Genomic DNA, 25,101 nt, shown 5'->3' with positions numbered 1-25,101 from the left:
CCCCTTAATGGTTGTGATTCGCGAGTACTCTATGAGGAACTCCATGGGCTAATAAATCAATAGGACAACCGTACATTTTATCAATAACATTTTGAGTTAAATGGGGTCCTCCATGATAAATTAAGTTTTCGCTTATACATGCTATATTTTTTACTTTAGATGAAATAGCCATAGTATCGTGGCTTACCATAATTATAGTCATACCTTGTTTATTTAATTTATCGAGTAAATCATAAATTATATTTCTTGAAACAGGATCAACATTTGCAGTTGGTTCATCAAGTAATAATAATTTAGGAGAGCTTGCAAGAGCTCTAGCTATCAATAAACGTTGGAATTCGCCACCTGATAGTCTTTGAATTTGTCTGTTTGATAAGTTTTCAATATTTACCATTTTAAGTGCATTTGTAGCATCTTCAATGTCTTGTTTTGTAAATTTGTAAAAAGGATTTAAAGATTTTTTAAGTTTAGAACCTAAAACAACTTCCATAACACTTATTGGATAAGTCCTATCGACTTTGGAAATTTGAGGTACATAACTTATTTGTTTTTGAACTTTTTTAAAGGGTTTATTAAAAAATAAAATTTTAGAACATTGATGATCTACAAGATTTAAAACGGCCTTTAGGAGGGTGGTTTTACCCCCTCCATTAGGTCCGATAATACCTAAATAATCACCTTCTTCAATTTTTAATGTAATATCACGTAAGGCATAATTATTTTCATATTTTACTGATAAATTCTCAACTTCGAGAGCGGTTTTCATTACATATTGTCCTTAAAAGTATTAGCCATGATTTCTAGATTTTCAATGTAATTTGGGCTTAAAGGATCAAGAAGTATTGCTTTTCCACCAAGTTCCTTACTAAAGGCTATACTTTGCTCAGCTGCTATTTCAGCTTGATAGTATATATTTTTTATACCTTCTTGCTTAGCAATGTCAATAATTTCAGTTAAAGATTTTGGAGTAACTTCTTTACCTTCTTCTTCAATTGAATACATTTTCAAATTAAAATCTTGGGCGAAATAATTAAAAGCGGGGTGGAATACTAAGAAACTTCTATTTTTAGCATCTTTTAAAGTGCTATCTATTTTTTTAATAGCTTGATTTAATTTAGTTTTGTATTCTTCAGCGTTAGCTTTATAGAAATCAGCATTATCACTATCTAAGATTGATAATTCATTAGTAATTATATCAATCATTAATAAAACTCTTTTTGGACTTAACCAAATATGAGGGTCTCTTGTATCACCAAAATACAAAGGAGCATAAGTTTTTTCGACTTCAGTAGATAAGTCTACAATTTTAGTATTTTCACTAGCCATATCTAGGATTGAGTGTTCTTCACTAGGTACTCCAATTGCAAAATAAATATCTGCTTGTTCAAATTCTATTCGCTCTTGGGGTGTAGGTTCATAATTCTCAGGTGAACCTCCTTTAGGAATCATAGTAACGATATCTACTTTTCCTTGGGCTATAGCATCAACAAAAGTAGCCTCAGGAATTATAGAAACTGCAATTACAGGTTTTTCTTTACTTTCTTTTTGCCCTTGGGCAATAATTGGTGTTATACATATTGTGAAAATAGCTAATAGTATAGTTATTTTTTTCATTTTTTATTTCCTCCGAATTTGCAACTAATTTGCAAATTAAAGATAATAAAAAAAGATAGTGGTGTCAATGATTAACACACTTTATCTTTATATTTATAAAAAAAAGAATAAAAAATGAAGAGATATTTATTTTTTTTTCTTGCAATCATCACATAATCCAAAAAGAATTGAGTTGCCACAAGTTAAATCGAAGGAGTGATCATCTTTTACATGATCCACAAAACTTTGCATAAAATCACAATCAAGATGAATAACTTTGCCGCAATTAGTGCACTGAAGATGGAGATGATCTTCATGTGTTAAATCATGTCTTTTTAATTGATAAAAAGTCTTATTACCATCAGCAGAAGGAAATTTTAAAATAATATTTTCTTTTGCTAATTTTTCAAGGTTTCTATATATTGTCGTTATATTCATACCTTTATTATTTTTACTTAGGTAATCAAAAATATTATCTGCACTAAGGGTAGTGTTTAAATTATTTGATAATGCTTCAATTATATATTGTTTATTTTTTGTATTATATCCACCTGATCTCAAAATTGACCTCAACTTTATTTTTCTACTTAGATTATACTATCAAATTAATGCTAATCAATACTACATTTAATCAAAAGTAATTAATTATTCAAAAAGTTATCAATCTAAAGTCTTTATATAGTTAAAATTAGGTAAAGATATGAAAAACACCCCTTCTAAGTTAGTATCTCACTCAATATATCTTGACAGAATGGGGAGCAAAGTACTATTATCCCTATTAGTTATTGATTATTCAAGGAGTTTATTATGTCCAAAGCACATAGAGGAGCAGGCATTCGTCAAGAGCAAAATAGTGGTAGAGGAACTTGTCCAATTTGTAAGAGAACAAACATTAAAGTACTTTATGAAACCACAATTGACGAAAAAAAAGCAATGATTTGTAAAGCTTGTAATGCACATAGAAAGAATTCAAAATAATTCTTTTGTGTTTAGGGGAGAGACTGTCAAGAGGCAGTCTTTTTCTGTTTTTAGGGGTTAGTGTGAGTAATATATTATTTATAGGTATTAAAGGTAGTGGGATGTCAAATCTCGCTTTAATACTAAAAGAAAAAGGTAATTTTGTTTTTGGAATTGATAAAAGTGAATATTTTCAGCCTCAAGAAAAACTAATTGAGTCTAAAATACAGATCTTTGATGACTTTAATTTAGATATAATTCCTCATAAAATTGATGAAGTTATTTATTCCACTGCCTACGAAAATACACATTGTGTAAAACAAGCTAAATTAAAATTTAAAACTTCCTCTTACATTGATTATTTAGCTAAATTAACAAAAGAGAGTAAATCTTATGGAATTGCTGGAACTCATGGTAAAACAACGACTTCAGGAGCTTGTGTTTTTTCATTGAGTTATAAAGAGAGAAAAGCCTTCCCTTTTTTTGCTATTTTTGGATCATCTTTAATAGATAATTCAAATTGTGTTTTTCAAGGAGATAAGGCTTTAATTGTTGAAGCATGTGAATATCAAAATCATTTTTTAAAATATAAATTAGATGGAGCTATTATTACTTCAATTGATTTCGATCATCCTGATTTTTTTAATTCCATTGACGATGTTATACATAGTTTTATACAATTTGCTTTAAATATTAAAGAAAAAGGATTTTTAATTTTAAACACTGATGATAAGAATGTAAAATCTATCAAAACTGTAATAGAAGATAAAAGAAAAGATTTAAATATCATTAGTTTTGGTTTTCATGACAATTCTCTTTTTAGAGTTGAAAAAGATAGTTATAGTAATAAATATAAAGTAAGATTAATTGGTAATGAATTATTTGATTTAAAATATTATGATAGGGCTTTAATAAATGATATTATGGGGGCCGCTCTTATTTCAACCTGCATTCTTTTAGATGCGCAAGATGTCAAACTTTATTTAAATAAAGATGATATAATTTGTGATGAAATATTTACAACTTTATTTAGAACATCTTTAAAAGCCTTAGAAAATTTTAAAAGTGTTAAAGGGCGTTTAGAACTTAAAGCAACAATAAATAATATACTATTCTTAGATGATTATGCACATCACCCTAAAGAAATATATACTTTGTACAATGAATTAAAAAATAGGTATCCAAATAGAAAACTATTTGCTATATTTACTCCTCATACAGCTAGTAGAACAAAAGCTTTATATAAAGATTTTATAAGTGTTTTTTTACTTTTTGATAAACTAATAATTACAAAAACATTTGCAAGTGCTAGAATGGATGTAGACAATGGCAATTTAGCTGAAAAATTAGTCAAAGATTTAAATAAAAAACTTTTAACCAGTTTTAAAATTAAATTAGCAAGTGCAATTTATGTTGATGAAAATGAAGAGGTATCAAAGATAGCTGCATCCATGATTGAAAATGACGATATTGTTATTTCTTTGGGGGCCTCTAACAATGATAGACTTTATAAAGAAATTATAGAAAAAATATAGAAACAAGGTGATAATTTTATGAAAAGTATGACAGGCTACGGTTGTAGTGAAACGCTAAATAATGAAATGCAAATGCAAGTGGAAATTAAGAGTGTTAATAATAGATATTTAGATATAATCCATAATATACCTTATTATTTATCAGCTTACGAAATTGATATAGATAATAAAATTAAAGAAGTCGCTAAACGTGGAAGAATTGAAGTAGCAGTTAGAGTTAGACTTTTGAAAAATGATGTAAATGTTTTGGTCGATGAAAATGTTATAAATCAATATATGATCGCTTTTAATAAAATTAATGAAGTTGTCCCATTCGATGTTAAACCTAAATTATCAGATTTCTTATCAGCAGAAGGAGCTTTGACAAGTGTTAAAGACACTGATACTAAGAAATTTGAAGATCCTTTATTTACTCTATTAGAGGATGCTTTAAATCAATTTAAAAAAAGTAAAGAGAGAGAAGGACAATCGACTTGCTTAGATTTAAAGAAATCTAAAGAAAAAATGTATAACTCATTATTAGTAATCAAATCACGAGCAGAAGAAATCGAAGATTCAGTGAAAAATAATTTAACTCTCCGTATAAAAGAAATGCTAGGTGATCAAAATTACGATGAAAATAGGATATTACAAGAAGTAGCTATAATGTTAGTAAAACTTTCTATAAATGAAGAAGTTCAGCGTTTAGAGGCTCACTTCGCTGAATTAGATAGACTCATCGAGGAAAGTGGACCAATTGGTAAGAGAATTGATTTTTTATGCCAAGAAATTAACCGTGAGATAAATACTATAGGTTCTAAAAGTCAAATTGCCGATATTAATTTAGAAGTTGTTAGAATGAAAGATAATCTAGAGAATATAAGAGAACAAATTAGAAATATAGAATAAATGAGAGGTGTTATGAGAATTGCAATTAGTGGAAAAAGTGGTTGCGGAAATACAACGGTTTCAACTTTAGTCGCAGAGAAATTGAATTATAAATTGATTAATTTTACCTTTAGAAATCTTGCTAAAGAAAAAGGTGTTGATTTTTGGGAATTTTGTAAATTAGCTGAAACTGATGATTCTTATGATAAAGAATTAGATAGAAGACAAGTTGAGATGGCATTAAATGAAAAAAATTGCGTCTTAGGTTCTAGACTAGCAATTTGGATGCTTAAAGAAGCTGACTTAAAAGTTTATTTATATGCTAGTGCTGATGAAAGAGCTAGACGAGTCTTTAAAAGAGAAGGTGGGGATTTTTCTACTAGATTAAATCAGACTAGAATGAGAGATGAAAATGATACTAACCGTTATATGAGAATTTATTCAATTAATAATGATGAGTATGAGTTTGCTAATCTAATTATTGATACTGAAAATAAAACTCCTGATGAAATCTCAGATATAATTGTGAATAAGGTTAAAGAAATAGATAGTATAAAATAGCAAAATAGATAAAATAATTTACTTATTGTAAGTACTATACATTTTAGCTTTTTTTCGCTATTATAATTAAGTTGTGAATAGAGATATGAATTATATTTCTAAATAAAAATTAAGGAGCCATAGCGGTGAATAAAGTTCCATTAGATGCTTTAATTGATTATAAAGATAATATTTATGAAATTACTTGTGTTGCTATTAAAGAAGCAGATATCTTAAGTAATCCAGGATGTGGTGGTAGAGAAATCGAAGAAAATAATGGCAAAATTGTTAGTGAAGTTCTTTCAAGAGCTCTAAATGGTCAAATTAAATATACAAAACCAGACGAAGATAAAGAGTAATAATCCCTTTAAGAAAATTGTTTTCTTATTTGGACCTACTAGTGTAGGAAAAACAAATCTTTTATCTAAGTTAAACAGCGAAAAATATGCTGTAATAAATGCCGATTCAATTCAAGTTTATAAAGGACTTGACATAGGATCGGCTAAAGTATCTAAAGAAATAACTGACAAAATTGAGCATTTTTTAATTGATATTTTAGATCCTAGAGAGCAATTTACAGTTGCTCGTTTCATTGAAGAAGCCGATAAAGCAGTAAAATTAATCCATAGTGAAAATAAAATACCTGTTATAAGTGGAGGGACAGCTTTCTATTTTAAACATTTTTTATATGGATTATCACAAGCTCCTGCTTCGAATCCACAAATTAGAAAAAAAGTTGAAAACATTATTAAAAATAATTCACTTTCTTATGCTTATGAGTTATTAAAGGAAGTTGATAGCGTTTCATATAATAGAATAAACGCTAATGATAAATATAGAATTAGTAGAGCCTTAGAGGTCTATTTTACATGTAATAAACCCCTTTCTTCTTTTGATCTACCTACTACTTATAGAAATGATATGAATCCTTTAATTATAGGTTTATATAGAGACAAAGAAGAAATGAATCGTAGATTGAAATTAAGATTCGATATTATGATGAAACAAGGATTACTAGATGAAATTAGAGAGTTGAAAAATCAAGGGGCAAGTGAACAATGGCCAGGTATTCAAGGAATAGGCTATAAAGAATTTTTCTTAGCTATGAAAACTGGGGAATTAACTGTTTCCCAAATTGGTGATCTTATTGTTAATAATTCAAAAAAGTATGCAAAAAGACAATATACTTTTTTTAAATCTTTTGAAAATGTAAATTGGATTCATGCTGAAGAAGAAGATAAAATCATTAAATTAATTAATGATTATTCAAAATAAAAAAATATGTTATAAGTTTCAATAAAAGTAAATAAAAATAATTACTTATAAGATAGGTAATTATTTAAAAAAAAATAAACATTTTGAAAATATGTCCAATTTATTCTATTAAAGTATTGACATAAGTTTCAAACTGTATTATATTAATAAATGTAATTAGGCAGAATAATTTAAATTAATCCCCCTTATACATTTTTCTCCTAAGAAACAATATATATATAACCTCCTTTTATTAAACCTCTCTATTTTAGAGAGGTTTTTTTTAAAGTTATTCTTTAAATAAAAATGATAAAATTAGTTTATTAATTATTTATTCTTCTAAAAAAATCTTGTCATTATATTTTGATTCTACAATACTTTCAGTTTGTCTAGAGTCTGATTCAAAATCATAAGACGTATCAGTTGATTGATATACAGGAACTAATAAAGTATCTAAATACTTCAAATCAGTAGTTTTAATATCTGTAATTTCATACCAACCTTTTTTATTATATTCAAAAGAAAAAACTTGTTTTTGTTCAAATCGATAGCATTTAGTTGTATCAGTTGTTGTTGAATTTAAGTTTTCTTCAGTTTCTTCAGATTGATCTAAAGAATATGGGGAGTAATAAATACTTGTTGCTAAAAATTGATTATCACCGATTTGTGTTATTTTTACATCATCAATTCCATATATAATTTTTTTAGAATCAATTGGAGGCATGCCTTCATCTACCCATTGTGAAGGATTGATAACTGAATCTACTTGCTCATATGCAAGTCTAGTTTGTCTTGTAACATAAAGGGTAGTGATTTCATTTAAAACAGGTGAAGAAACCCCTCGTTGTAAACTAGCTTCTAAGTTTTGAACATCTAAATTGTTTTGAGCTTCATAATAAGCTTCAATAACTCCAATTTGATCTAGACCTGCCGTATATGGAGGTTGTAAAGCATCATGTATTCTCCCTCCAACAAAACTAATTACAAATGCAGCCACTATCAAACTAACTATAATTACAGATCCTCTTTTCCTCCAGAAAATAATTCTTTTTTCACTTTTTAATAGTTTTTCAATAATTGGTTTGCATTCTTCAATTTTTAGTAAATCTTCGATAGTTATAATCTTATCTTCTCTGTTCTCTAAAGACCACTTAGTACCGTCAAAACGCTCAATAAACCATTGTAGAGCATTTTGCGGAGGTAGGTTAGAAGAAATATCGCGGGTTTTATTTAGGCTTAGGTGCAAAATTTTATTTATTTTCTCAACCAAATCTGAATCTACATTAATTTTAAAGCCCTTAACTAATAAATTCAAATCGATCGCTTTATAATGATTAGATCTAACTGTTGTAAATTCGAATGGCTTAATTCCAGTAATTGAATAATAAAATAGTTGTGCCATTTGATCTATTAGAGAAAAAGATGGAAGAACATTAGCATGAATGAAGCTATTACTATTTGAATACCTATTATATTCATCAGCAGTTGAAGAAAAAATATCACTTAAAGTTCTTGGTAAAATTAAAACACCATCATCTTTAGTGAAAAAAATTCTCCATGCACTTATTATTCCGTTTTGTAAATCTAAAAATTTAGAATCACATTTATTAAGTGCTTTTGATAAATTAATAATCAACATAGGGGCTTTACTTCTTAAAGATGAAGCCAACTGAGATAGTGGAAATATTTCTATAGGATCAAAATAAAGACATTTTTTATTTCCATAATTTGCAAAACCTTTCCAATACCAAGGTTGCAATTCTCCATTTTTGTATATATATCCTGGTTGTTTTTCTCCTTGAAGCAAAAAGGAGGGTAATTCGCAATCTTTATTACTAAAAGCAATAGCACTATATTTTTCGTTTTCAATTTCTATCTCAATAATATCTTTGTTTGTAAACATTAATTATCCTCTATTGTCGCTGTGATATGATATACACATTTATCATTTGTTTTAATCTTAATTATACTATTACTAATTTTTTTTTCAACTTCTATTAAGTTTATCTTAAATTTTTTATTCTTATATAATTGAGTTTTTGTAATTGAATCAATTATACCACAACCGCAAGAATCAATTATGTTTTTTCTTTGAAGTTGTAAAAGTCTTTCCCCACAAGTTAGGGCATTAATGAAATTATTTGTTTTTTCATATGCAATAGTAGTTTTTTGGTATGCACAAGCATTTGAACTAATTAAAACAAGTGTTTTCTCATCAATTATAGCATTTAAAAAAGTACTAAAATCTTTGCTTTGTTTAGAATTTTCTATTACAGCACAAAGAGGTATTACCTTTTTTTGGGGAAAATAATGTTTTATTAGTACATATAGTTGTTCAAATGATGATTCTTCTTCAAAATAAGTATCTTTTTGCATATTTTCATTAAAATACTTATTGATAATATCTTTATCAAAATCAAGTATTCCAACTGCAGTCTTTATTGCATCATAGGAGGGTGTAAACAAGTTATATAATGATGAATCATCAATTACTTTTAAATGACTAGGTGCAACAATTAATATTTTTTCAAAATTATCTATAATTGAGGTGAATGTGTTTACTAAGAGGGGAAGGATAAACTCAAAGCTTGCATGAGGAAGAATAAAAACTTTAGAATCAGTTTTTGTTATAGCCTTATAATTAGTTTCGCATTTTTCAATCATATTTAGAATTTCATCTTTTTTGGAAGGATAAAAAATATCGTGATGAATCGTGTTTTCAACTTTTTTAATTTTTCTCATAAATCTTAACTCCGATAGATAATGATTTTATACAGAATCTTTTTCTTTTAATAGTCTATTTAGTCTTTTTTCATCAACTTTAATGTTAAGATTTTTTTCTTGAGTTGGGAGTACAAGACCAAGGGGACCGTTTTTTGCTCTTCTTAAATATTTTACTTGTGTATAATATAAATCGCAATTTTTATGACCTTTAGCCTTTGAAAAGAAAACTGCTAAATTACCAGCATCTAAAAGGACATCTAAAGGGACAGATTTATTTCGTATAAATTTTATAAAAACATAGCCTCCACTATAATCTCTAGCATGTAACCAGTAATCATTTCCTTTAACTTTTTTTCTCAGTAATTGATCATTTTCTTTTGCATTTCTTCCGACTAAAATAATAAATTGACCACTTTTAAAGCTCAACCCTATATCATTAATTTCCTTATTTTGATTTGGTGTAGTAGTTTCTAAGGCTTTTTTTAGTCTTTTTATATCTTTTTGTTCATTGTTACTTAATGTAAGTAATTTTCTAAAATATTCTTTAGTTTTATTGTATTCATCTTTTGCAATTTCATATTGTTCAATTGCATTTTTATTTGACCCTTTTGCTTTTCTATATTTATCATAATAGTAATTTAAATTTTCTTCTTTTGTAAACTTAGGATCTAATTTTAATGTAATATCTTTATTATCATTCCATGATTTTAAAGTAATGCTCTCGCTATGTGGTTTTACTTTGTATAAATAAGCAGATAACAAATCAGCCTGTTCTTTTATTATCTCAAAGTCTTTAGTATTTTCAACCCTTTTTAAAAGTGATGTTACAGTTCCTTCTAATTTCTTTAACTTATTATCTCTTAAAGCCTCAATTTTATTTATTAATTGATCTAATGTCGTATCTGTACTAAGTAAGCCGTATTCTTTTTCAATTTGTTCATTAAAAGAAATAGTTAAATCTCTTTTTCTTATCTCAAATTTTTTATTATCTTCTATCTCTTTAAATTTTGGTAGGATTTGGTGCGGTACTTCATTTCTTTTAGGTCTCCTATATAATAAATCTAAAATTGTATTGTTCTCATCAGTTATGATTATATTAGCAGCTGGTCCACTATAAAGACGAAAATACATATAAAAAATAATATCTTTCTTTTTAAGTTTCAAAGTGAGAATTCTATCACCTTTAACACAAAAGCTTTCAATAATTTTAGCTCCTTCGACATTTGCTCTACAAAATTGAACAAAACGTTGAAGTTTTTTTGTTTTATCTAACTGTGCGGGAGCAGTAACTTTATTTGTTTTATGAATACGGGCATAGGGGGTATTTATTTCTGTGTATAAAGTCCATTGTTTTGCTGAACTGCTGTGCATAATCCAAGAAAGAGAATGAAAGTCATGTTGAATAACTTTTTGTATTCTAGAATTGACAAGTGGTAATTCGCTTTCAATCAATTCAAGTTCTTTCCAGTTCAATGACATACCTAGTCTCCTAAAATTTTATATTCAATAATTTACTATATATTACTTTGTTTATCTTAAATATTATAGAGGTAAGGGAGTAAAAAGAAAATTAAATAAGTTTAATATGGTTATGATATTAAATCTTATATAAACGATATCGTAATAGTACCATAAAATTTATTTAACTAAATTTTTCTTTTTCAAATTATTAAAAGCTATAGCAATCTCACTAGCTAAATAAAAGGAACCACAAACTAAAATACATCCATCTTTAGGTGTTATTTCAAAAGCTCTTTTTAATGCATCCTCACCATCTAAAAGTAGTTCTATATGACTATTAATATTTAGTTTGTTGAAAAGATCATATAGAGAGGGCATATCACTTTTTTTAAAAGTTCCAGGTTTACTTAAGATTATATTATTAAAATTATTTAATAATATGGGTGCAATAGCTTTATGATCTTTATCAATTAATGATCCAAAGATAACAGTACACTTACTTTTATCTTCAATTTGTTTTATAGAAGATATTAAAGCTGAAATAGATATTTTAGTATGTGCTGCATCAATATATAAATCTGGATTTGTGCTAAGCAATTGGAATCTTCCCAATAGAGAAGCCTTATTAATAGATTCAATCATTTTAGAATTATAAAAATTCAATGTTTTTAATGCAAGGATTGCAAGAGCAGCATTTTGTGCCATAACGCTACCTTTTAATGATAAATGTAAATAATTTACACTATTATCCTTCCAAGTAATTTTAACTTCTTCACATTCTTTTGTTGTTTTTGAGACAATTTCTTTTGTTTCATTCTCTAATAATTTTAAACAACTATTTTGCACCTTAGCTTCGTTAATCATCACTTCTCTAGCTTCTTTTTTTAAAGTAGCAGCAACAGAGGGGATGTTTTTCTTTATTATTTTAGATTTTTCAATAGCAATCTTTTCTATTGTATCACCTAAGATTGAAGTATGTTCTAATTCGATTGGACATATTACACTTAAAATAGGGGTAATAGTATTAGTTGCATCGAGTCTTCCTCCAAGCCCTGTTTCTATAACAGCATAATCACAATGACTTCTTGAGAATAGAAGAAATCCATACAAAGTAAACAATTCAAAAGTTGTTGGAGTTGTCTCACCCCATTGGTCTGCGAATTTAAAATCTTTTACTTTATCTAGTATAAAATTTCCTACTTCTATTAGTAATGAATCACTAAAAAAATCTCCACAAAGTGTAAATCTCTCACGATAATCTAAAAGATGTGGGGAAGCGTAGATACCGACTTTATAACCAAAGGACTTAAGCCCTACAGCTATAAATTTGCTAGTTGAGCCTTTACCTTTACTTCCTGCGACATGTATAGTTTTATAATCTTTTTCTGGGTTGTTAAAAAAAGATAAAAGTTTATGCATCCTATCAAGACGATAAAATCTAGTTGTATAATGATCGATATTTTTTTCTAAGTTAGTATAGTTTTCCATTGCATGGATAATGTCAATAAACGTAGTTTTCATTAAAAGTCCTTAAATCATACTTTATATTTAAAAGTTAGCTTTGAAAAGTATCATTGCAAATATTTAAATAAAGTTAAAGTATTTTTTAATAAGCTTTTAATTTAAATTAAAGAAAATTAGACAAAGTTTCGATGAGTTCTTTCTGGTTTATAGGTTTTTTTAGGTGGTAATTCATACTAACCTTTTTACTTTTACTTATATCAGAAGGGGTAGAATTAGCAGAAATAGCGATAATGGGAATATCTTTATTAAATTGTCTAATTATTTTAGCACTTGTGAAACCATCCATAATAGGCATCTGTAAATCCATAAGAATTGCAAAATAATTATTTGATTTAGCCTTTTTTACACCTATTTCGCCATTAAGAGCAATATCAGTTTGTATTCCTAAGGAAGTTAATATTTTGTTAATAATCTTAATATTAATTAAATTATCTTCACAAATTAATACTTTTTTATTTTCAATTATATTTATAACATTATTTTCTTCTATATATTTTAAATATTCTTTTTCACTAATTTCACAGGCTGGAATTTCAAAATAAACAGTTGTGCCAACACCAACTTCACTTTCAATCCAAATCTTCCCACCAAGTAAATCTAAAATACTTTTTGTTATTGTAAGCCCTAAACCATTTCCTTCTTCGTTATTAAAGATATTATTATCTTCTTGAGAATAAGGTGAAAATATTATATTTAGAAACTCTTTTGAAATACCTATGCCTCTATCTCTTATTATATTTTTGAAATAAGGATTTCCATTTTCATCATATAAATAATATTTTTCCCAAGTTACAGTGGATCCTTTTGGAGAGTATTTTATAGCATTATGTAAAATATTTATATAAACTTGCTCTAATCTAATTAAATCAAACTTTTGGTAATCCCACATTTTATTATCGAATTTTGTTTCAATTTTAATATCATTTTGATTTGAAAAAACTCTCATAATATTTAATATATTATTAAGAACTTTTTTCTTAGAAATAGGTTTGGGATTTAATTTTATAACGCCTGATTCAAGTTTATTCATATTTAAAATATCATCGACTAAGCATAACAAATAATGTGCACTTTCATTAATTTGTTGAAAATATTCCTTATCTTTTTCCACCTTGTTTTCTTTAATCCCAAATTCACTAAAAGCAAGGATTGCTGTTAATGGAGTTCTCATGTTATGACTCATTCTAGAAAAGAATTGCTCAGTCTGTTTTTTATATGCTTCTACTTTTTGTAAAGCTAATTCATAATTCATTTTTTGCTTATTGCGTTTAACTACTTTTTTAGTAATATCCTCTATTAAAATAAGAGAACCTCTATATTCATCTGAAAAAAAAGAAGGAATCCCAAACAAGTTTAAATATTTACCATCAAGAGTCAAAATATTGATTGAAGGTAGTTGTCCGTCCTTTAATGAAAGGTAAAATTTATTAATTTTGTTAATTTCTTTAGTATTTAGTAATTTATGTAATGGTTGATGGATACATTTTTCTTCATTTATATTAAATGATAATTGGAATGCTGAGTTAAAGTTAATTATTTTCATTTGATTATCAACTATAATTAATGAATCTTTTGATGTTTCTAAAAATGGGTAAAATATATTTCTGAGATAATTGTCATTATTTGTAGGTTTTAAAGTAACGTAAAAAACCTCTTTTCCTTCATAAGTTGTTAAGGTACTATTAATTTCCATTTCAATGATTTTGCCAGAAGATGTCTTATGTGGGAAATAATAAAAAGAATTTTGTTGTAATTTCGCATTGTTAATTTCTTGAAATATTTTTTCTTGTGATAATATATTAATATCATTAATATTCATATTTATTAACTGTTGCCTACTATATCCATATATTTCACATGCTTTGTTATTAGCATCAATAATAGAACCATTAACGGGATCAATTATTAATATTATTTTAGGGATATTATTGAATGCGTCATCAAAAAACATATTACCTCTTTAAAAATTACTTTAATATACTAATTATATCATAAAATTTTTGATACAATAGCTAAAAAGTAATATTTTTACCAAATTTTAGATTTTTTTTACAAATATCATAAAAGTATTTCAATTTTTTAAGTAAATAATTTAATTTATTAATTATTGTGGTTTAATATTAATATAAAATTGTAAAAAGCTTCTTTATTTATCTATGAACTAGTATTAAGTTTATTGACACTATTACATTTTATGACAAATTGTAAAAAATAAGCTTGAAATATTATTGGTGCTAATTTACAATAAAGCAATAAGTATCAATCTGGAGGATAACATGTCAAGTAAGGAAAAATTTAACCCATTACAATTCTTAGAAGATTATAGGGGAAAGGACTTTGAAGGACAGTGGCCCACGCTTGTTGAAATGTTTGAAATAACTGTTAAACGCTACAAGGACAATGCTTGTTTTAAACAATTTGTTCCAAATAAATTAGAATTAAATTATACTCAAGCTAGAGATAAAGTAATTTCAGTTGCTAACTATATTTTAACATTTGCTAAACCTAAAGATAAAATTGCTTTATGTGGTAAAAACAGTGTAGAATGGGCTGTTTCTTATTTAGCTATTTTATATGCTGGTTGTATTGTAGTGCCTCTAGATGCAAATCTTAAAGATCATGAAATTGATATTTTAATTAAATTTGCAGGTGCCAAAGCTCTATTTGCCGATAGTGCAAAACTTAATTCTTTAGCAAAAGATCCTGAGATTAAACTAGAAAATAAGATTTCTTTAGAAGAGGATGATAAAGAAAGATATGTCTTTAATAATGTAGTAAAAGGTAAATTGAGCAGTAAAGCTTATAAACCTAAGAGTGATGATTTAGCAGCTATATTGTTTACTAGTGGAACGACAGGAACACCAAAGGGTGTAATGTTAACTCATGAAAATCTAGTCAGTGATTGTTATTTAGCTCAATGTAATATGAATATTTTTTCCACTGATGTATTTTATGCTATTTTACCAATCCATCATGCTTATACAATGCTTGCTGTTTTTATTGAATCTATCAGTGTAGGTGCGCAAGTTATTTTTGGTAAGAGATTGATAATTAGCCAAGTTTTAAAAGAGTTAAAAGTTGGTAAAGTTACTATGTTCTTAGGTGTACCAATGTTGTTTAATAAACTACTTGCAGGCTTGCTTAATGGTGTTAAGAAAAAGAGCATTATTTTATATGGAATTATCAGATTTATGATGGGTCTTTCAGGTATTATCAAAAAAATCACTAAAAAGAATGTTGGTCATAAAATGTTTAAATTCCTACTAAAACAAATCTCCCTTGATACAAATAGAATTTGTATTTGTGGTGGGGGACCTCTTCCATCTTCTACCTTTAAAATGTTTAATGAACTTGGTATAGATTTTGTACAAGGATATGGATTAACAGAAACTAGTCCAATTACTCATTTAAATCCAAAAGAAGCTTATATCGAATCTAGTGTAGGAAAAATTATTCCAACACTTGAACAAAAAATTGTTAACCCTGATTCAGAAGGAAATGGCGTTTTACATATTAAAGGTTCTGTTGTTATGAAAGGGTATTATAATAATGAAGAAGCAACTAAAGAAGTTTTAGATAAAGATGGTTGGTTAAATACCGGCGATGTTGGGCATATTGATAAAAATGGTTATCTTTATCTTACAGGTAGGGCTAAAAATATTATTGTCACCGAAGGTGGTAAGAATGTATTCCCAGAAGAAATAGAAGATCATTTCCAATTATATAATGAAATAGATCAGATTTGTATCGTTCCTTTCATTAAAAATGAAGCTACTAAGAGTGAAGGTATCAAAGCTTTAATTTATCCTAACCAAGATTGGATTAAAGAAAATGATGAAGCTCAAGTTGAAAAAAGAATTAATTCGATAATTGAAGAAGTTAACAAAGAATCCATACATTATAAGAGAATTGAAAAAATTCAAATAACTAAAGAGCCTTTACCTACAACAAGTACTAAAAAAATCAAAAGATTTGAGGTCGAAAAAATATATCATTAGTAAGTAATTAGAAGTTTAGTTAAAAAATGATTTTTAACTATTGCTAAAATTATCAAAGGTTGGTAAAGTCAGTTTTATGAAAAGTAATTTAAGAAACTATTTACGCTCTCAAGCGCATAATATTGATCCAACTGTTATGGTTGGAAAAGAAGGTGTTAGTGATGCTGTTGTCTATGCTTTAGATCAAGCTTTACTACATCATGAATTGGTTAAAGTTAAATTTCAATCTAAAAAAGACCAACTTAAAGATCTTAGCAATGAACTCGCTAAAAAAACTAACAGTGAGCTAATTACTACGATTGGTTTTATTTCTATTTTTTATCGAATTAGTGATAAAAATCTTATTGAAATTCCAAAATCTTTGCTAAAATAAAAGATTAAAAAAAGAGAAGATGTTAATTACATCTTCTTTTTTTTTAAATTTTTAATGTTTCTATCTAAAAGTACATTGACATTTCTTTTGTTTCTATATATAGTAACAACAACTTAACGGAGAAATGTATGAAAAAAAAATTAATTGTATTATTATTATTTGTATTAACTGTTGCTACTCTTTTTGCTAATGGGGTAAAAGAAGAGGTTAGTAGTAATGAAAAAAAAGTTTATAAAATTGGTATTTCAAAATTTGTTGCTCATCCAGCTTTAGATGATATTGAAAATGCGATAATGGATGTAATGAATGAAAGCGATCTAGATTTTGAATTTGATTTACAAAACTGTAATGCAGAAATTTCGACAGCAGTTTCAATTGCCAACTTATTTAAAGATGGTCAAAAAGATTTAGTTATAGGTATTGCAACTCCTCCAGCTCAGGCTTTAGCCGTAGCTTATGATGGCTCTGATATACCTGTAGAATTTGCAGCTATAACAGATCCTTACAGTGCTGGTTTTATGGACGAAGAATTAACTAATATTTTCGGTATTAGTGATAGTAACCCAATCGAATTACAGTTAGACACTTTTGTATCATTAGCATCTATTGAGACACTAGGAATGATTTATAGTGGCAATGAATCTAATGGTGTTGCTATTTATGAAAGAGCTAAGCAATATTGTGAAGATAATGATATAGAATTTATTGCTGTTAGCATTTCAAATTCATCAGAAGTTAAAACAGCAGCACTTTCGATTGCAAATAGAGTAGATGGCTTTTTTGTAGGAAATGATAATACAGTTGTTTCTGCTATAGCAAGTGTCGATCAAGTTTGTACACAATATGATTTACCATTATTTAACAGTGATACAACAAGTAGTGAAAACACTAACTTCTTAATGAGTTTTGGACTTGATTATTATAAAGTTGGAGAAATTTGTGGTGAGTATGCTCTAAAAGTTATTAAAGGAGCAAAGCCTAGCGATATTGGTGCTGTATTCTTAGATGATATTAGTCAATTTAATTTTATCTTAAATCTTGATAGAGCTGAACAATTGAATATTGATATTGCTGACGATGTTTTATCTAAGGCAAGTTATATTGTTAAAGATGGAGAAATGATCAAACAATAAAAATACTTCAAAATAGAAAACTATATGAAAAAAGTACACTCTCAAATGTAGTGTACTTTTTTTATATATAATATTTTTAGATTTACTTAAAAACAGTATTAATATAATCGTTTATTGTTTCTTCTTTATACATTAATTTGTAAAGAGCTGTAACAATAGGATATTGTTCAACAACATTATGTTCTTTCGTTTTTTCATGCATAAGTTTTATAGTTCTATATCCTTCAATAACTGTGGTACTTTTATTGTCTTGCAAAAATCCTTTACCTACTAATAAGCCTAAAGTCCTATTTCTAGATAAGTCATTTAAACTAGTTAAACCTAAATCACCCATTCCGCAGTAATTAAAGATTGTTGAACTCTCACAACCAAATAATATTAAAAAACGTCTCATTTCATTTACACTTTTAGTATAAATTAAAAAATCGACATTAGGAGAGTTATATCTTCCAGATACAACTCCAATAGCAATTGCATACATATTTTTTAAAATACTTAAAAGTTCAACAGCCCTGATATCATTAGTATAATCTAACGTTAATGCTGTATGTAGAAGGACTTTATTTTTAATTATCAAGTAATCTTTTTCTTCTCCACCAAAGGTAAAAGCTGATGGAAATCCATTTAATAATTCCATAGCAAATGTTGGGCCTTTCATACTAGCTTTTCTTTTAAAAGGGAGTTTTTCAGTGATGAATGCTCCTTCATCGCTCATGCCTTTAGCCAAGTTTATTATTAAAGTATTATCATTTACGTATGGTTTTATTTTTTCACAAAACGATAGTATAGTTTTTGATGGTATCGCAAGGAAAATACATGACGCTTTATTAAAAGTTTCTAAAGTATTGAATGCCTTAATGTTCTTATTAATATATCTTGTTGAAAAGCTTTTAGAATTTTTATGGAATGAATTAATTTCATTAACAACTTCATCTTTTCTAGCATATATTAACACTTGATTTTCTACGTTCCAGGCTAGCCTTTCGGCAATAGCAGTTCCAAAAACTCCACTACCTGCAATAATTATAGTTCTTTTTGCCATCTTTATTTTGAGTTTTGTTGTTCAAATGCACTAATATCATGGTTGTTACCACTAATTACTAATATATCTTTTTCAAGTAAAATAGTATCAGGCATGATATATCCATTAGCTTTGCCATCTCTAACAATAGCCACTATATTAATTCCAAACTTAGCTCTAAAGTTTAAATCTTTAATTTTTTTATTAGCAAATTTATCATTTAGTTCAATTTCAATAATAGAAAAATCTTCTCCAATAGGTAACACATCTAAAGTTAACTTAGCAGATAGAGTTTTAGCAAGTTTTGCTCCCATATCAACTTCTGGGTTAACAACATTAGCTCCTATTTTTTCAAGAACTCTACCATGGTCTTCGCTTATAGCTTTAGCATATACTCTTGGAACGCCAAGTTCTATCGCATTTAAAGTTGCTAAGATATTTGCTTCTACATCTTTTCCGATGCAAACAATTACTGTTCCACAATCACCAATCCCAACTTCTTTTAGAGAATCTTTAGAAATTTCTCCTAAATGTATTAATTGATTAACTGTAGTTTTTAAAGGATATAATTTATTTTGATCCTTATCTATTGCAATGATTGTTTTTCCATTTGCTAGTAGATTTTCGGCAAGGGCAAGGCCAAATCGTCCAATCCCAATAATACCATATAAATTACTATCTGCCATATTTAACTCCTTATCCTATTAAGATATCTTCTTCAATGTAATGGAATCTTTTTACTGAAGTTCTCCAACTAAAAGCAATGGTTAGAGGGCCTAATCTTCCGATAAACATTAAGAATATTAAAATGATTTTGCTCAATGATGAGAGACTAGTTGTAATTCCCATCGAAAGGCCAACGGTTGCAAAGGCACTAACACATTCAAAAATAACTTCTTCGAAACTAAATGCTGTACCTTCTATAGAAAATATAATACCACCAGTAATAATAATTGCAAACATTGCCAACGTAGCTACTAAGAAAGCTTTAATAATTGAAGAGTCTGCAATCTTTCTGTAAAATGCCTTAACATTATTGTGAGTTGGTATTCTGATAATTGCTAAAATGATTGTAAACATGGTTGTTGTTTTAATACCTCCACCAGTAGAACCTGGAGAAGCTCCTACAAACATCAAAAATAGCATTATAACAACGCCAGCATTACTTAAATTTCCAATATCTATTGTGTTAAAACCTGCTGTCCTTGCTGTTGTGCTTTGAAAGAAAGCTTGTAAGAGAGTAATGCCTTTTTCGCTAAAATAAAATACGAAAGTACCAATTAAAAGAAGAGAAAACGACATTGTTAAAACAATCTTTGTATGTGTTTTTAATCTTTTATTTGTTTTAAATGAAAATAAATCATAGATAACAAAAAAACCAAGCCCCCCAATAATAATTAGAGCTGCTGTTGTGAGATTCATCAATACATTATTACTATATTTAGTCATACTTTCAAAATTCCCTAATAAGTCAAAACCAGCATTATTGAAGGAAGAAATTGAATGAAAAACAGATAAACCTATAGCTTTAGTTGTGGGGTAATCCAATTTAAATACTTGATAAAATAAAATTGAGCCGGTAATTTCACAAAATAAGCTAGTTATAATAACAGTTTTTACTAAAGCGGTAATATCAAATCCTGGAATTGAGTTCAATGATTCTCTAGCTAGAGAAAGATTTGAATATGATAAATTATTTCCAAGAATCATCAGAAAAAAAACTGCAAAAGATGCAAAACCTAAACCACCTAATTGTATTAATGTAGCTAATACAATAGAGCCAAATATCGAAAGTGTGTTACCGACATCTATTGTTGAAAGTCCTGTAACACAAACTGCACTAGCTGATATGAAAAACGAATTTACAACACTTATCGATTTTCCTGCTTGGTGACTAATTGGCAATAATAATAAAATTCCACCAATAATTATAATGGAAGCAAAGCCAAAAATTAACCGAATCCCAGGCATCAGCTGTATTTTATGTTTTAATTTCATAAAGACGATTATAATTGTTTAAGTTGATAAAAACAAGATATTAGAACTATATATTAATATTCCTATTTTTTAATTAATATAATAAAAAAAGTAGTATGTCTATAGTTGGTAAGTCAAAGGTGTTATCCTATTCTTGACGGAGAATGGGAACCGGTGATCGTGTAATGGTATTTGTGATGGATACTGTTAATACAGATATACCTCAATAAAAAAGATACAATAGCCGGTCATCGAAGACTACAGGGAGATATCTCGAGATTCTTCTCGAGATAATCTCAATAATAAAAATGAAGGACATTTTTGTCACTCCCTTTCATAAAGCTTCCCAACAATCTGTTAATTTAACTTAAGGAGGCTGTTCATGATAGACAGACCTAAAGAATTAACGGCAACTAGAATTATCGGTTTGGATCTTTCCAAAAAAACTCTAGTTGGATGTACACTTTCAAGAGATTCAGGATTTCAAAAGAAATCTTTCTTTAATGAAAAGATGAATGAGCAAGGAAGAAATAACTAAATTTCTCGGTTCAAGGTTGGTGATGCAATATTTATGGAAGGTGGAACTTCTTCTTTTAATCTTGCAAGATATCTTTTAGAACACACTGCATCTAATGTTTATGTCCTTAATCCAATGAAATTGCATATTATTTTTGAATCAATTTGTAAAACAGATAGGCAAGATGCTGCAAAGATTGCTAAATATGCAAGAGATGCTAATCCTGAAAATTGGGTTCTTATACCAATTCCTACAAAAGAAGAATCAGCTGATAGAGCATTGATAAAACTTCATATAGCATATTCTCAATTACAAACTAAATTAATTAATAAACTTCATGCAATATTTACAGGTATGGGTTATCCAGATTTAAAGAAATCAGATTTAAAAAATCCTGAAAAAAGACAATCTTGTGTTGATGAATTACTTAAGGAAGATTTAGCTATTTTTAGTGCAAATTTATTAGTTCGTAACATTGAAGTAGTAGAATCTCAAAAAGAACAAATTCATAGTAAAATTATTCAAATATTATTAAATCATCCTAAAGAAGCTTTAGCTTGGTTATCAATACCAGGTATTGGTGATATAACAGCAGCAACTTTAGTAGCTTTCATTGGAAATGGAGAAAGGTTTTCTAAGGCAGATCAACTTAGAAATTACATAGGACTCATTCCTAGAAAAGATCAATCGGGTTCAGTAGACAAACAATTAAGTGTTTCTCATTTTGGCTGTATGCCTGTTAGAAGACATATAGTACAAGCTGCTTGGAGTATAAAAAACTTTAATCATAATTGTTCTCTTACAAGGTATTGGCAAAAACTTGAAAAAAGAGGAAAGTTTGGTCAAAAAACAGCAGTTGCAACAGCTAATAAAATGATATCTATTGGATTTGCTTTATTAAAGAATGGTGAGATTTATAATATAGTAGATGAAGAATACATATTTAATAAATTAAAGCGTTATAAACTTGAAGCTCTCATTTGAAATATTAATAACCAATTAATTTCAAACAAGAGCTACCTCGTTAACTAAAACATCTAACATAGTTTTAGCTTAACAACATTAATTCCCAAAAACAAGACCTGAGCCAGAAGGTCTAACATAATATGTGTAAAAAAGATAGAAAAAAATAAAATTATTAAAAACTTGACAACTATAGACAAATAAAAATACCACCTAGTTGTTAAAATTACTAGGTGGCAATGGAAGTTAAATTAAATTATTTACTTTGTTCTAAGGCAAGTGTTCTAGTTGTTAAGTCACAAACACTTTCTGGACCATAGTATTGAATAGCACCAGGGAAGGTGAAACAAGTTTCTTCTGCCCATTGATCTCTATGTGCTTTAAAGTAGTTAAATGGAGCTCCATCTAGTTCAACTAAAGCTTTTTTAATAACAGGCTTTAATTCCCCATGTCTTTGTTCCATATTCATCATCATTGTAATTGGTATACCACCTGCAATCCATTCGCTAGCAGGAGCACTTAAATTTTTAACACTTGATAGATAACCAGATAAGCCACTAGCTATTAACATGAAAGCATTGAAACCTAAACTATAGCAGTAATCAGCATCGAAGTTTGAAGGGAAGGCACATCTTCCTTCATAACCAAAGAAGTGATTTTGAGCACTGAATTTCCCCTTATATGTTCCATCTTTTTTCATTTGATCTAATTTTTTAGCAACCATCTCAATTAACAATTTATCAGTTTCAATTCTTGAAACCTGTACATTGCCATGAGGGTCTCTATCCATAAGCAATTGCATTTGAATGCTAGCAGGTAAAATACTAAATACTTGTGCAGATTCTTTGGAAACATTAGATAGAATAAATTTAACTTGTTCTTCACTATTTTGAAGAAGGGCATATTCCTTTTCTTTTTTAGCTAATAGATCATTTAATTCATCAATTAAAGCTTTAACTTCAGGAATGAATTCAACAAGTCCTTCAGGAATAATGATAACACCAAAGTTTAACCCTTTGTTTCCCCTCTTAGCAATTATGTTACTAATATATTCAACAACACCTGAAAGAGAAGTTTTATTTTTTTCAATTTCTTCACTAATTAAACAGATATTAGGTTGGGTTTCTAAAGCACATTCTAAGGCAATATGAGAAGCACTTCTTCCCATAACTTTGATAAAATGCCAATATTTCTTAGCTGAGTTAGCATCTCTTTCAATATTACCAATTAATTCACTGTAAGTCTTTGTTGCAGTATCAAAACCGAAGGAGACTTCAATTTCATCATTTTTTAAATCTCCATCAATAGTTTTTGGACAACCAATTACTTGGATTCCGGCTTTTTGTTTTAAGAAATATTCAGCTAACACAGCTGCATTAGTATTAGAATCATCTCCACCAATGATAACAACAGCACTGATATTATGTTTTTTACAAGTTTCTTTTGCTTTTTCAAATTGAGCTTCAGTTTCTAATTTAGTTCTACCAGAACCAATAATATCAAATCCTCCAGTATTCCTAAATTTTGATAGATATTCATCAGTTATTTCCATTGTGTCATCTTCTATAATTCCACTTGGACCACCTTTGAAACCAAATAATTTGCTCTCAGAATTAGCTTTTTTTATAGCATCAAAAAGACCACTAATAACATTATGGCCACCTGGTGCTTGACCTCCAGATAAAATAACTCCAACGTTTATTTGTTTTTTAATTTCTGCATTAGTTCCTTTTTCAAAAGTTATTTTATTAAGTCCATATGTATTAGGAAATAATTCTTTAATCTTTTCTTTATCAGAAGAAGGTTGTGTAGCTTCTCCTTTAACAGGAACAACTTTGTCGATAGCTTCTCTCAAAATAGAAGGAAGTTTTGGTTGATATTCATAGCGTGCACTTTGAAGCGGTGATAAATCCATAATTTTAAATCTCCGATTTGTATTTTGTTTTGTTTTTTTTTGCAAATACTTGCATTAAAAAGATATTAAAATAACTTAGTTATTTCAAGGGTAAATTAAGAAAATAAGAGGCTAGAACTAATGTAGATATTATATTATCCTATAAAAAATAAAATTTGGAGATATCTAATAAAATTATGAAAGTATATGTTGATTCTGACTCATTTTTTAAACAAATGCGTGATATTGTGCTTAGAGCTGCAATTAAGAGAAATTTAGATATAACATTTGTAGCTGATAGAAAGTTGAAAGATGTAATTATGGCAAGAGATAAGCATACTTCATTATTAAGAAAAAAAGCTCAAAAAAATAATAGAGAAATTGATACAATTAAATTAAAAGAAATAAAAAGTACTATTAAAATGATAGTTGTAGAAACAGATAGTGATAGTGCAGATAATATGATAGTTGATTTAGCTAAAAAAGGGGACTTAGCTATTACTCATGATATTCCACTAATAGACAGACTTACAGAAAAGGGTGTATTAGTTTTAGATGATAGGGGAAATATCTTTACTCATGAAAACATAAAAGAGAGACTTTCAATTAGAAATGCAATGACTGAACTTAGAAGTTATGGAATTAATATTGAGAAAACAAAGAGAATGGGAAATAAAGAAGTTAAACTTTTTGCCGACGCCTTTTCTAAAACAATTGATAAATACAAAGAAGAATTGAAGCAAAATTAATTTTAATTATGTATTATATAA

The 25,101-nt window shown here is 27.9% G+C and carries 24 protein-coding genes; 12 read left to right on the top strand and 12 right to left on the bottom strand.

The features are described from left to right. Positions 1-4 precede the first annotated feature (4 nt). The 3 genes from ACZ5SO_RS05190 to ACZ5SO_RS05180 all read right to left on the bottom strand — a co-directional run bounded on the left by ACZ5SO_RS05190 (position 5) and on the right by ACZ5SO_RS05180 (position 2,154). The gene (locus ACZ5SO_RS05190; RefSeq protein WP_464627260.1) at positions 5-766 is read right to left on the bottom strand and encodes a metal ABC transporter ATP-binding protein; all 762 of its coding nucleotides are present in this window, start codon (positions 764-766) and stop codon (positions 5-7) included. Continuing rightward, positions 766-1,614 (bottom strand): metal ABC transporter solute-binding protein, Zn/Mn family, encoded by an 849-nt coding sequence (locus ACZ5SO_RS05185; RefSeq protein WP_464627258.1) that lies wholly within the window; start codon positions 1,612-1,614, stop codon positions 766-768. Before ACZ5SO_RS05185 ends, ACZ5SO_RS05190 begins: the two co-directional genes overlap by 1 nt. 126 nt (positions 1,615-1,740) lie before the next feature. Further along, the gene (locus ACZ5SO_RS05180; protein ID WP_464627257.1) at positions 1,741-2,154 is read right to left on the bottom strand and encodes a Fur family transcriptional regulator; all 414 of its coding nucleotides are present in this window, start codon (positions 2,152-2,154) and stop codon (positions 1,741-1,743) included. A gap of 246 nt (positions 2,155-2,400) precedes the next feature. On the opposite strand from ACZ5SO_RS05180, the gene ACZ5SO_RS05175 reads away from it, so the two are divergent. The 6 genes from ACZ5SO_RS05175 to miaA all read left to right on the top strand — a co-directional run bounded on the left by ACZ5SO_RS05175 (position 2,401) and on the right by miaA (position 6,767). Then, entirely contained in the window at positions 2,401-2,571 is a 171-nt protein-coding gene (locus ACZ5SO_RS05175) for a hypothetical protein (protein ID WP_464627256.1), read from the top strand. A 62-nt stretch (positions 2,572-2,633) separates the two neighbouring features. Continuing rightward, positions 2,634-4,085 (top strand): glutamate ligase domain-containing protein, encoded by a 1,452-nt coding sequence (locus ACZ5SO_RS05170; protein WP_464627254.1) that lies wholly within the window; start codon positions 2,634-2,636, stop codon positions 4,083-4,085. Positions 4,086-4,103: 18 nt separating this feature from the next. Next, a complete protein-coding gene (locus tag ACZ5SO_RS05165) occupies positions 4,104-4,973 on the top strand; it encodes a YicC/YloC family endoribonuclease (RefSeq protein WP_464627253.1) in 870 nt (289 codons plus the stop codon). A 12-nt stretch (positions 4,974-4,985) separates the two neighbouring features. Then, positions 4,986-5,513, top strand: coding sequence for a (d)CMP kinase (gene cmk, locus ACZ5SO_RS05160; protein WP_464627252.1), 528 nt, complete (start codon positions 4,986-4,988; stop codon positions 5,511-5,513). A gap of 125 nt (positions 5,514-5,638) precedes the next feature. After that, positions 5,639-5,851: a hypothetical protein gene (locus ACZ5SO_RS05155; RefSeq protein WP_464627251.1), complete on the top strand. Its 213-nt coding sequence runs from the start codon at positions 5,639-5,641 to the stop codon at positions 5,849-5,851. Then, positions 5,808-6,767, top strand: a complete 960-nt coding sequence (miaA, locus tag ACZ5SO_RS05150) for a tRNA (adenosine(37)-N6)-dimethylallyltransferase MiaA (protein ID WP_464627249.1) — start codon at positions 5,808-5,810, stop codon at positions 6,765-6,767. The genes ACZ5SO_RS05155 and miaA overlap by 44 nt, the downstream gene beginning before the upstream one ends. A 310-nt stretch (positions 6,768-7,077) precedes the next feature. Here miaA and ACZ5SO_RS05145 read toward each other — a convergent pair whose 3' ends face one another. The 5 genes from ACZ5SO_RS05145 to ACZ5SO_RS05125 all read right to left on the bottom strand — a co-directional run bounded on the left by ACZ5SO_RS05145 (position 7,078) and on the right by ACZ5SO_RS05125 (position 14,406). Continuing rightward, complete coding sequence (locus tag ACZ5SO_RS05145; protein ID WP_464627248.1) at positions 7,078-8,649, bottom strand: hypothetical protein; 1,572 nt, start codon at positions 8,647-8,649, stop codon at positions 7,078-7,080. Beyond that, positions 8,649-9,488, bottom strand: coding sequence for an AmmeMemoRadiSam system protein B (gene amrB / locus ACZ5SO_RS05140; protein WP_464627247.1), 840 nt, complete (start codon positions 9,486-9,488; stop codon positions 8,649-8,651). The genes ACZ5SO_RS05145 and amrB overlap by 1 nt, the downstream gene beginning before the upstream one ends. A gap of 27 nt (positions 9,489-9,515) precedes the next feature. Beyond that, complete coding sequence (locus ACZ5SO_RS05135; RefSeq protein ID WP_464627246.1) at positions 9,516-10,949, bottom strand: NFACT RNA binding domain-containing protein; 1,434 nt, start codon at positions 10,947-10,949, stop codon at positions 9,516-9,518. A 159-nt stretch (positions 10,950-11,108) separates the two neighbouring features. After that, positions 11,109-12,452, bottom strand: coding sequence for a bifunctional folylpolyglutamate synthase/dihydrofolate synthase (locus ACZ5SO_RS05130; protein WP_464627244.1), 1,344 nt, complete (start codon positions 12,450-12,452; stop codon positions 11,109-11,111). Positions 12,453-12,558: 106 nt separating this feature from the next. After that, positions 12,559-14,406 (bottom strand): hybrid sensor histidine kinase/response regulator, encoded by a 1,848-nt coding sequence (locus ACZ5SO_RS05125; protein WP_464627243.1) that lies wholly within the window; start codon positions 14,404-14,406, stop codon positions 12,559-12,561. Between the two features lie 325 nt (positions 14,407-14,731). Between ACZ5SO_RS05125 and ACZ5SO_RS05120 the strand changes: the two genes are divergently transcribed. From ACZ5SO_RS05120 to ACZ5SO_RS05110, 3 genes are all read left to right on the top strand, one after another. Next, positions 14,732-16,453: an AMP-binding protein gene (locus ACZ5SO_RS05120; protein ID WP_464627242.1), complete on the top strand. Its 1,722-nt coding sequence runs from the start codon at positions 14,732-14,734 to the stop codon at positions 16,451-16,453. Positions 16,454-16,529: 76 nt separating this feature from the next. Beyond that, the gene (locus ACZ5SO_RS05115) at positions 16,530-16,826 is read left to right on the top strand and encodes a YhbY family RNA-binding protein (RefSeq protein WP_464627241.1); all 297 of its coding nucleotides are present in this window, start codon (positions 16,530-16,532) and stop codon (positions 16,824-16,826) included. Positions 16,827-16,954: 128 nt separating this feature from the next. After that, a complete protein-coding gene (locus ACZ5SO_RS05110) occupies positions 16,955-17,959 on the top strand; it encodes an ABC transporter substrate-binding protein (RefSeq protein ID WP_464627240.1) in 1,005 nt (334 codons plus the stop codon). Positions 17,960-18,041: 82 nt separating this feature from the next. Here the strand turns inward: ACZ5SO_RS05110 and ACZ5SO_RS05105 are convergent, their stop codons facing one another. The 3 genes from ACZ5SO_RS05105 to ACZ5SO_RS05095 are packed head-to-tail and all read right to left on the bottom strand — an operon-like array spanning position 18,042 to position 20,978. Beyond that, on the bottom strand, positions 18,042-19,001 hold the full coding sequence (locus ACZ5SO_RS05105; protein WP_464627239.1) for an NAD(P)H-dependent glycerol-3-phosphate dehydrogenase: 960 nt from the start codon (positions 18,999-19,001) through the stop codon (positions 18,042-18,044). 2 nt (positions 19,002-19,003) lie between these two features. Next, on the bottom strand, positions 19,004-19,666 hold the full coding sequence (locus ACZ5SO_RS05100) for a potassium channel family protein (RefSeq protein WP_464627238.1): 663 nt from the start codon (positions 19,664-19,666) through the stop codon (positions 19,004-19,006). 10 nt (positions 19,667-19,676) lie between these two features. Then, a complete protein-coding gene (locus ACZ5SO_RS05095; RefSeq protein ID WP_464627237.1) occupies positions 19,677-20,978 on the bottom strand; it encodes a TrkH family potassium uptake protein in 1,302 nt (433 codons plus the stop codon). Between the two features lie 361 nt (positions 20,979-21,339). On the opposite strand from ACZ5SO_RS05095, the gene ACZ5SO_RS05090 reads away from it, so the two are divergent. Together ACZ5SO_RS05090 and ACZ5SO_RS05085 are read left to right on the top strand one after the other, a co-directional pair. Further along, positions 21,340-21,495 carry a hypothetical protein gene (locus ACZ5SO_RS05090; RefSeq protein WP_464626058.1) on the top strand — a complete coding sequence of 52 codons (156 nt, stop codon included), beginning with the start codon at positions 21,340-21,342 and terminating at the stop codon, positions 21,493-21,495. Positions 21,496-21,528: 33 nt separating this feature from the next. After that, positions 21,529-22,458 carry an IS110 family RNA-guided transposase gene (locus ACZ5SO_RS05085; protein WP_464626056.1) on the top strand — a complete coding sequence of 310 codons (930 nt, stop codon included), beginning with the start codon at positions 21,529-21,531 and terminating at the stop codon, positions 22,456-22,458. A 235-nt stretch (positions 22,459-22,693) separates the two neighbouring features. Here ACZ5SO_RS05085 and ACZ5SO_RS05080 read toward each other — a convergent pair whose 3' ends face one another. After that, positions 22,694-24,352 (bottom strand): diphosphate--fructose-6-phosphate 1-phosphotransferase, encoded by a 1,659-nt coding sequence (locus ACZ5SO_RS05080; RefSeq protein WP_464627236.1) that lies wholly within the window; start codon positions 24,350-24,352, stop codon positions 22,694-22,696. A 176-nt stretch (positions 24,353-24,528) separates the two neighbouring features. Between ACZ5SO_RS05080 and ACZ5SO_RS05075 the strand changes: the two genes are divergently transcribed. After that, positions 24,529-25,080: a DUF188 domain-containing protein gene (locus ACZ5SO_RS05075; protein WP_464627235.1), complete on the top strand. Its 552-nt coding sequence runs from the start codon at positions 24,529-24,531 to the stop codon at positions 25,078-25,080. Positions 25,081-25,101: the final 21 nt, after the last annotated feature.

It is taken from the genome of Pleomorphochaeta naphthae, from assembly GCF_055396005.1.
This window is presented reverse-complemented; position numbering and strand designations above follow the sequence as displayed.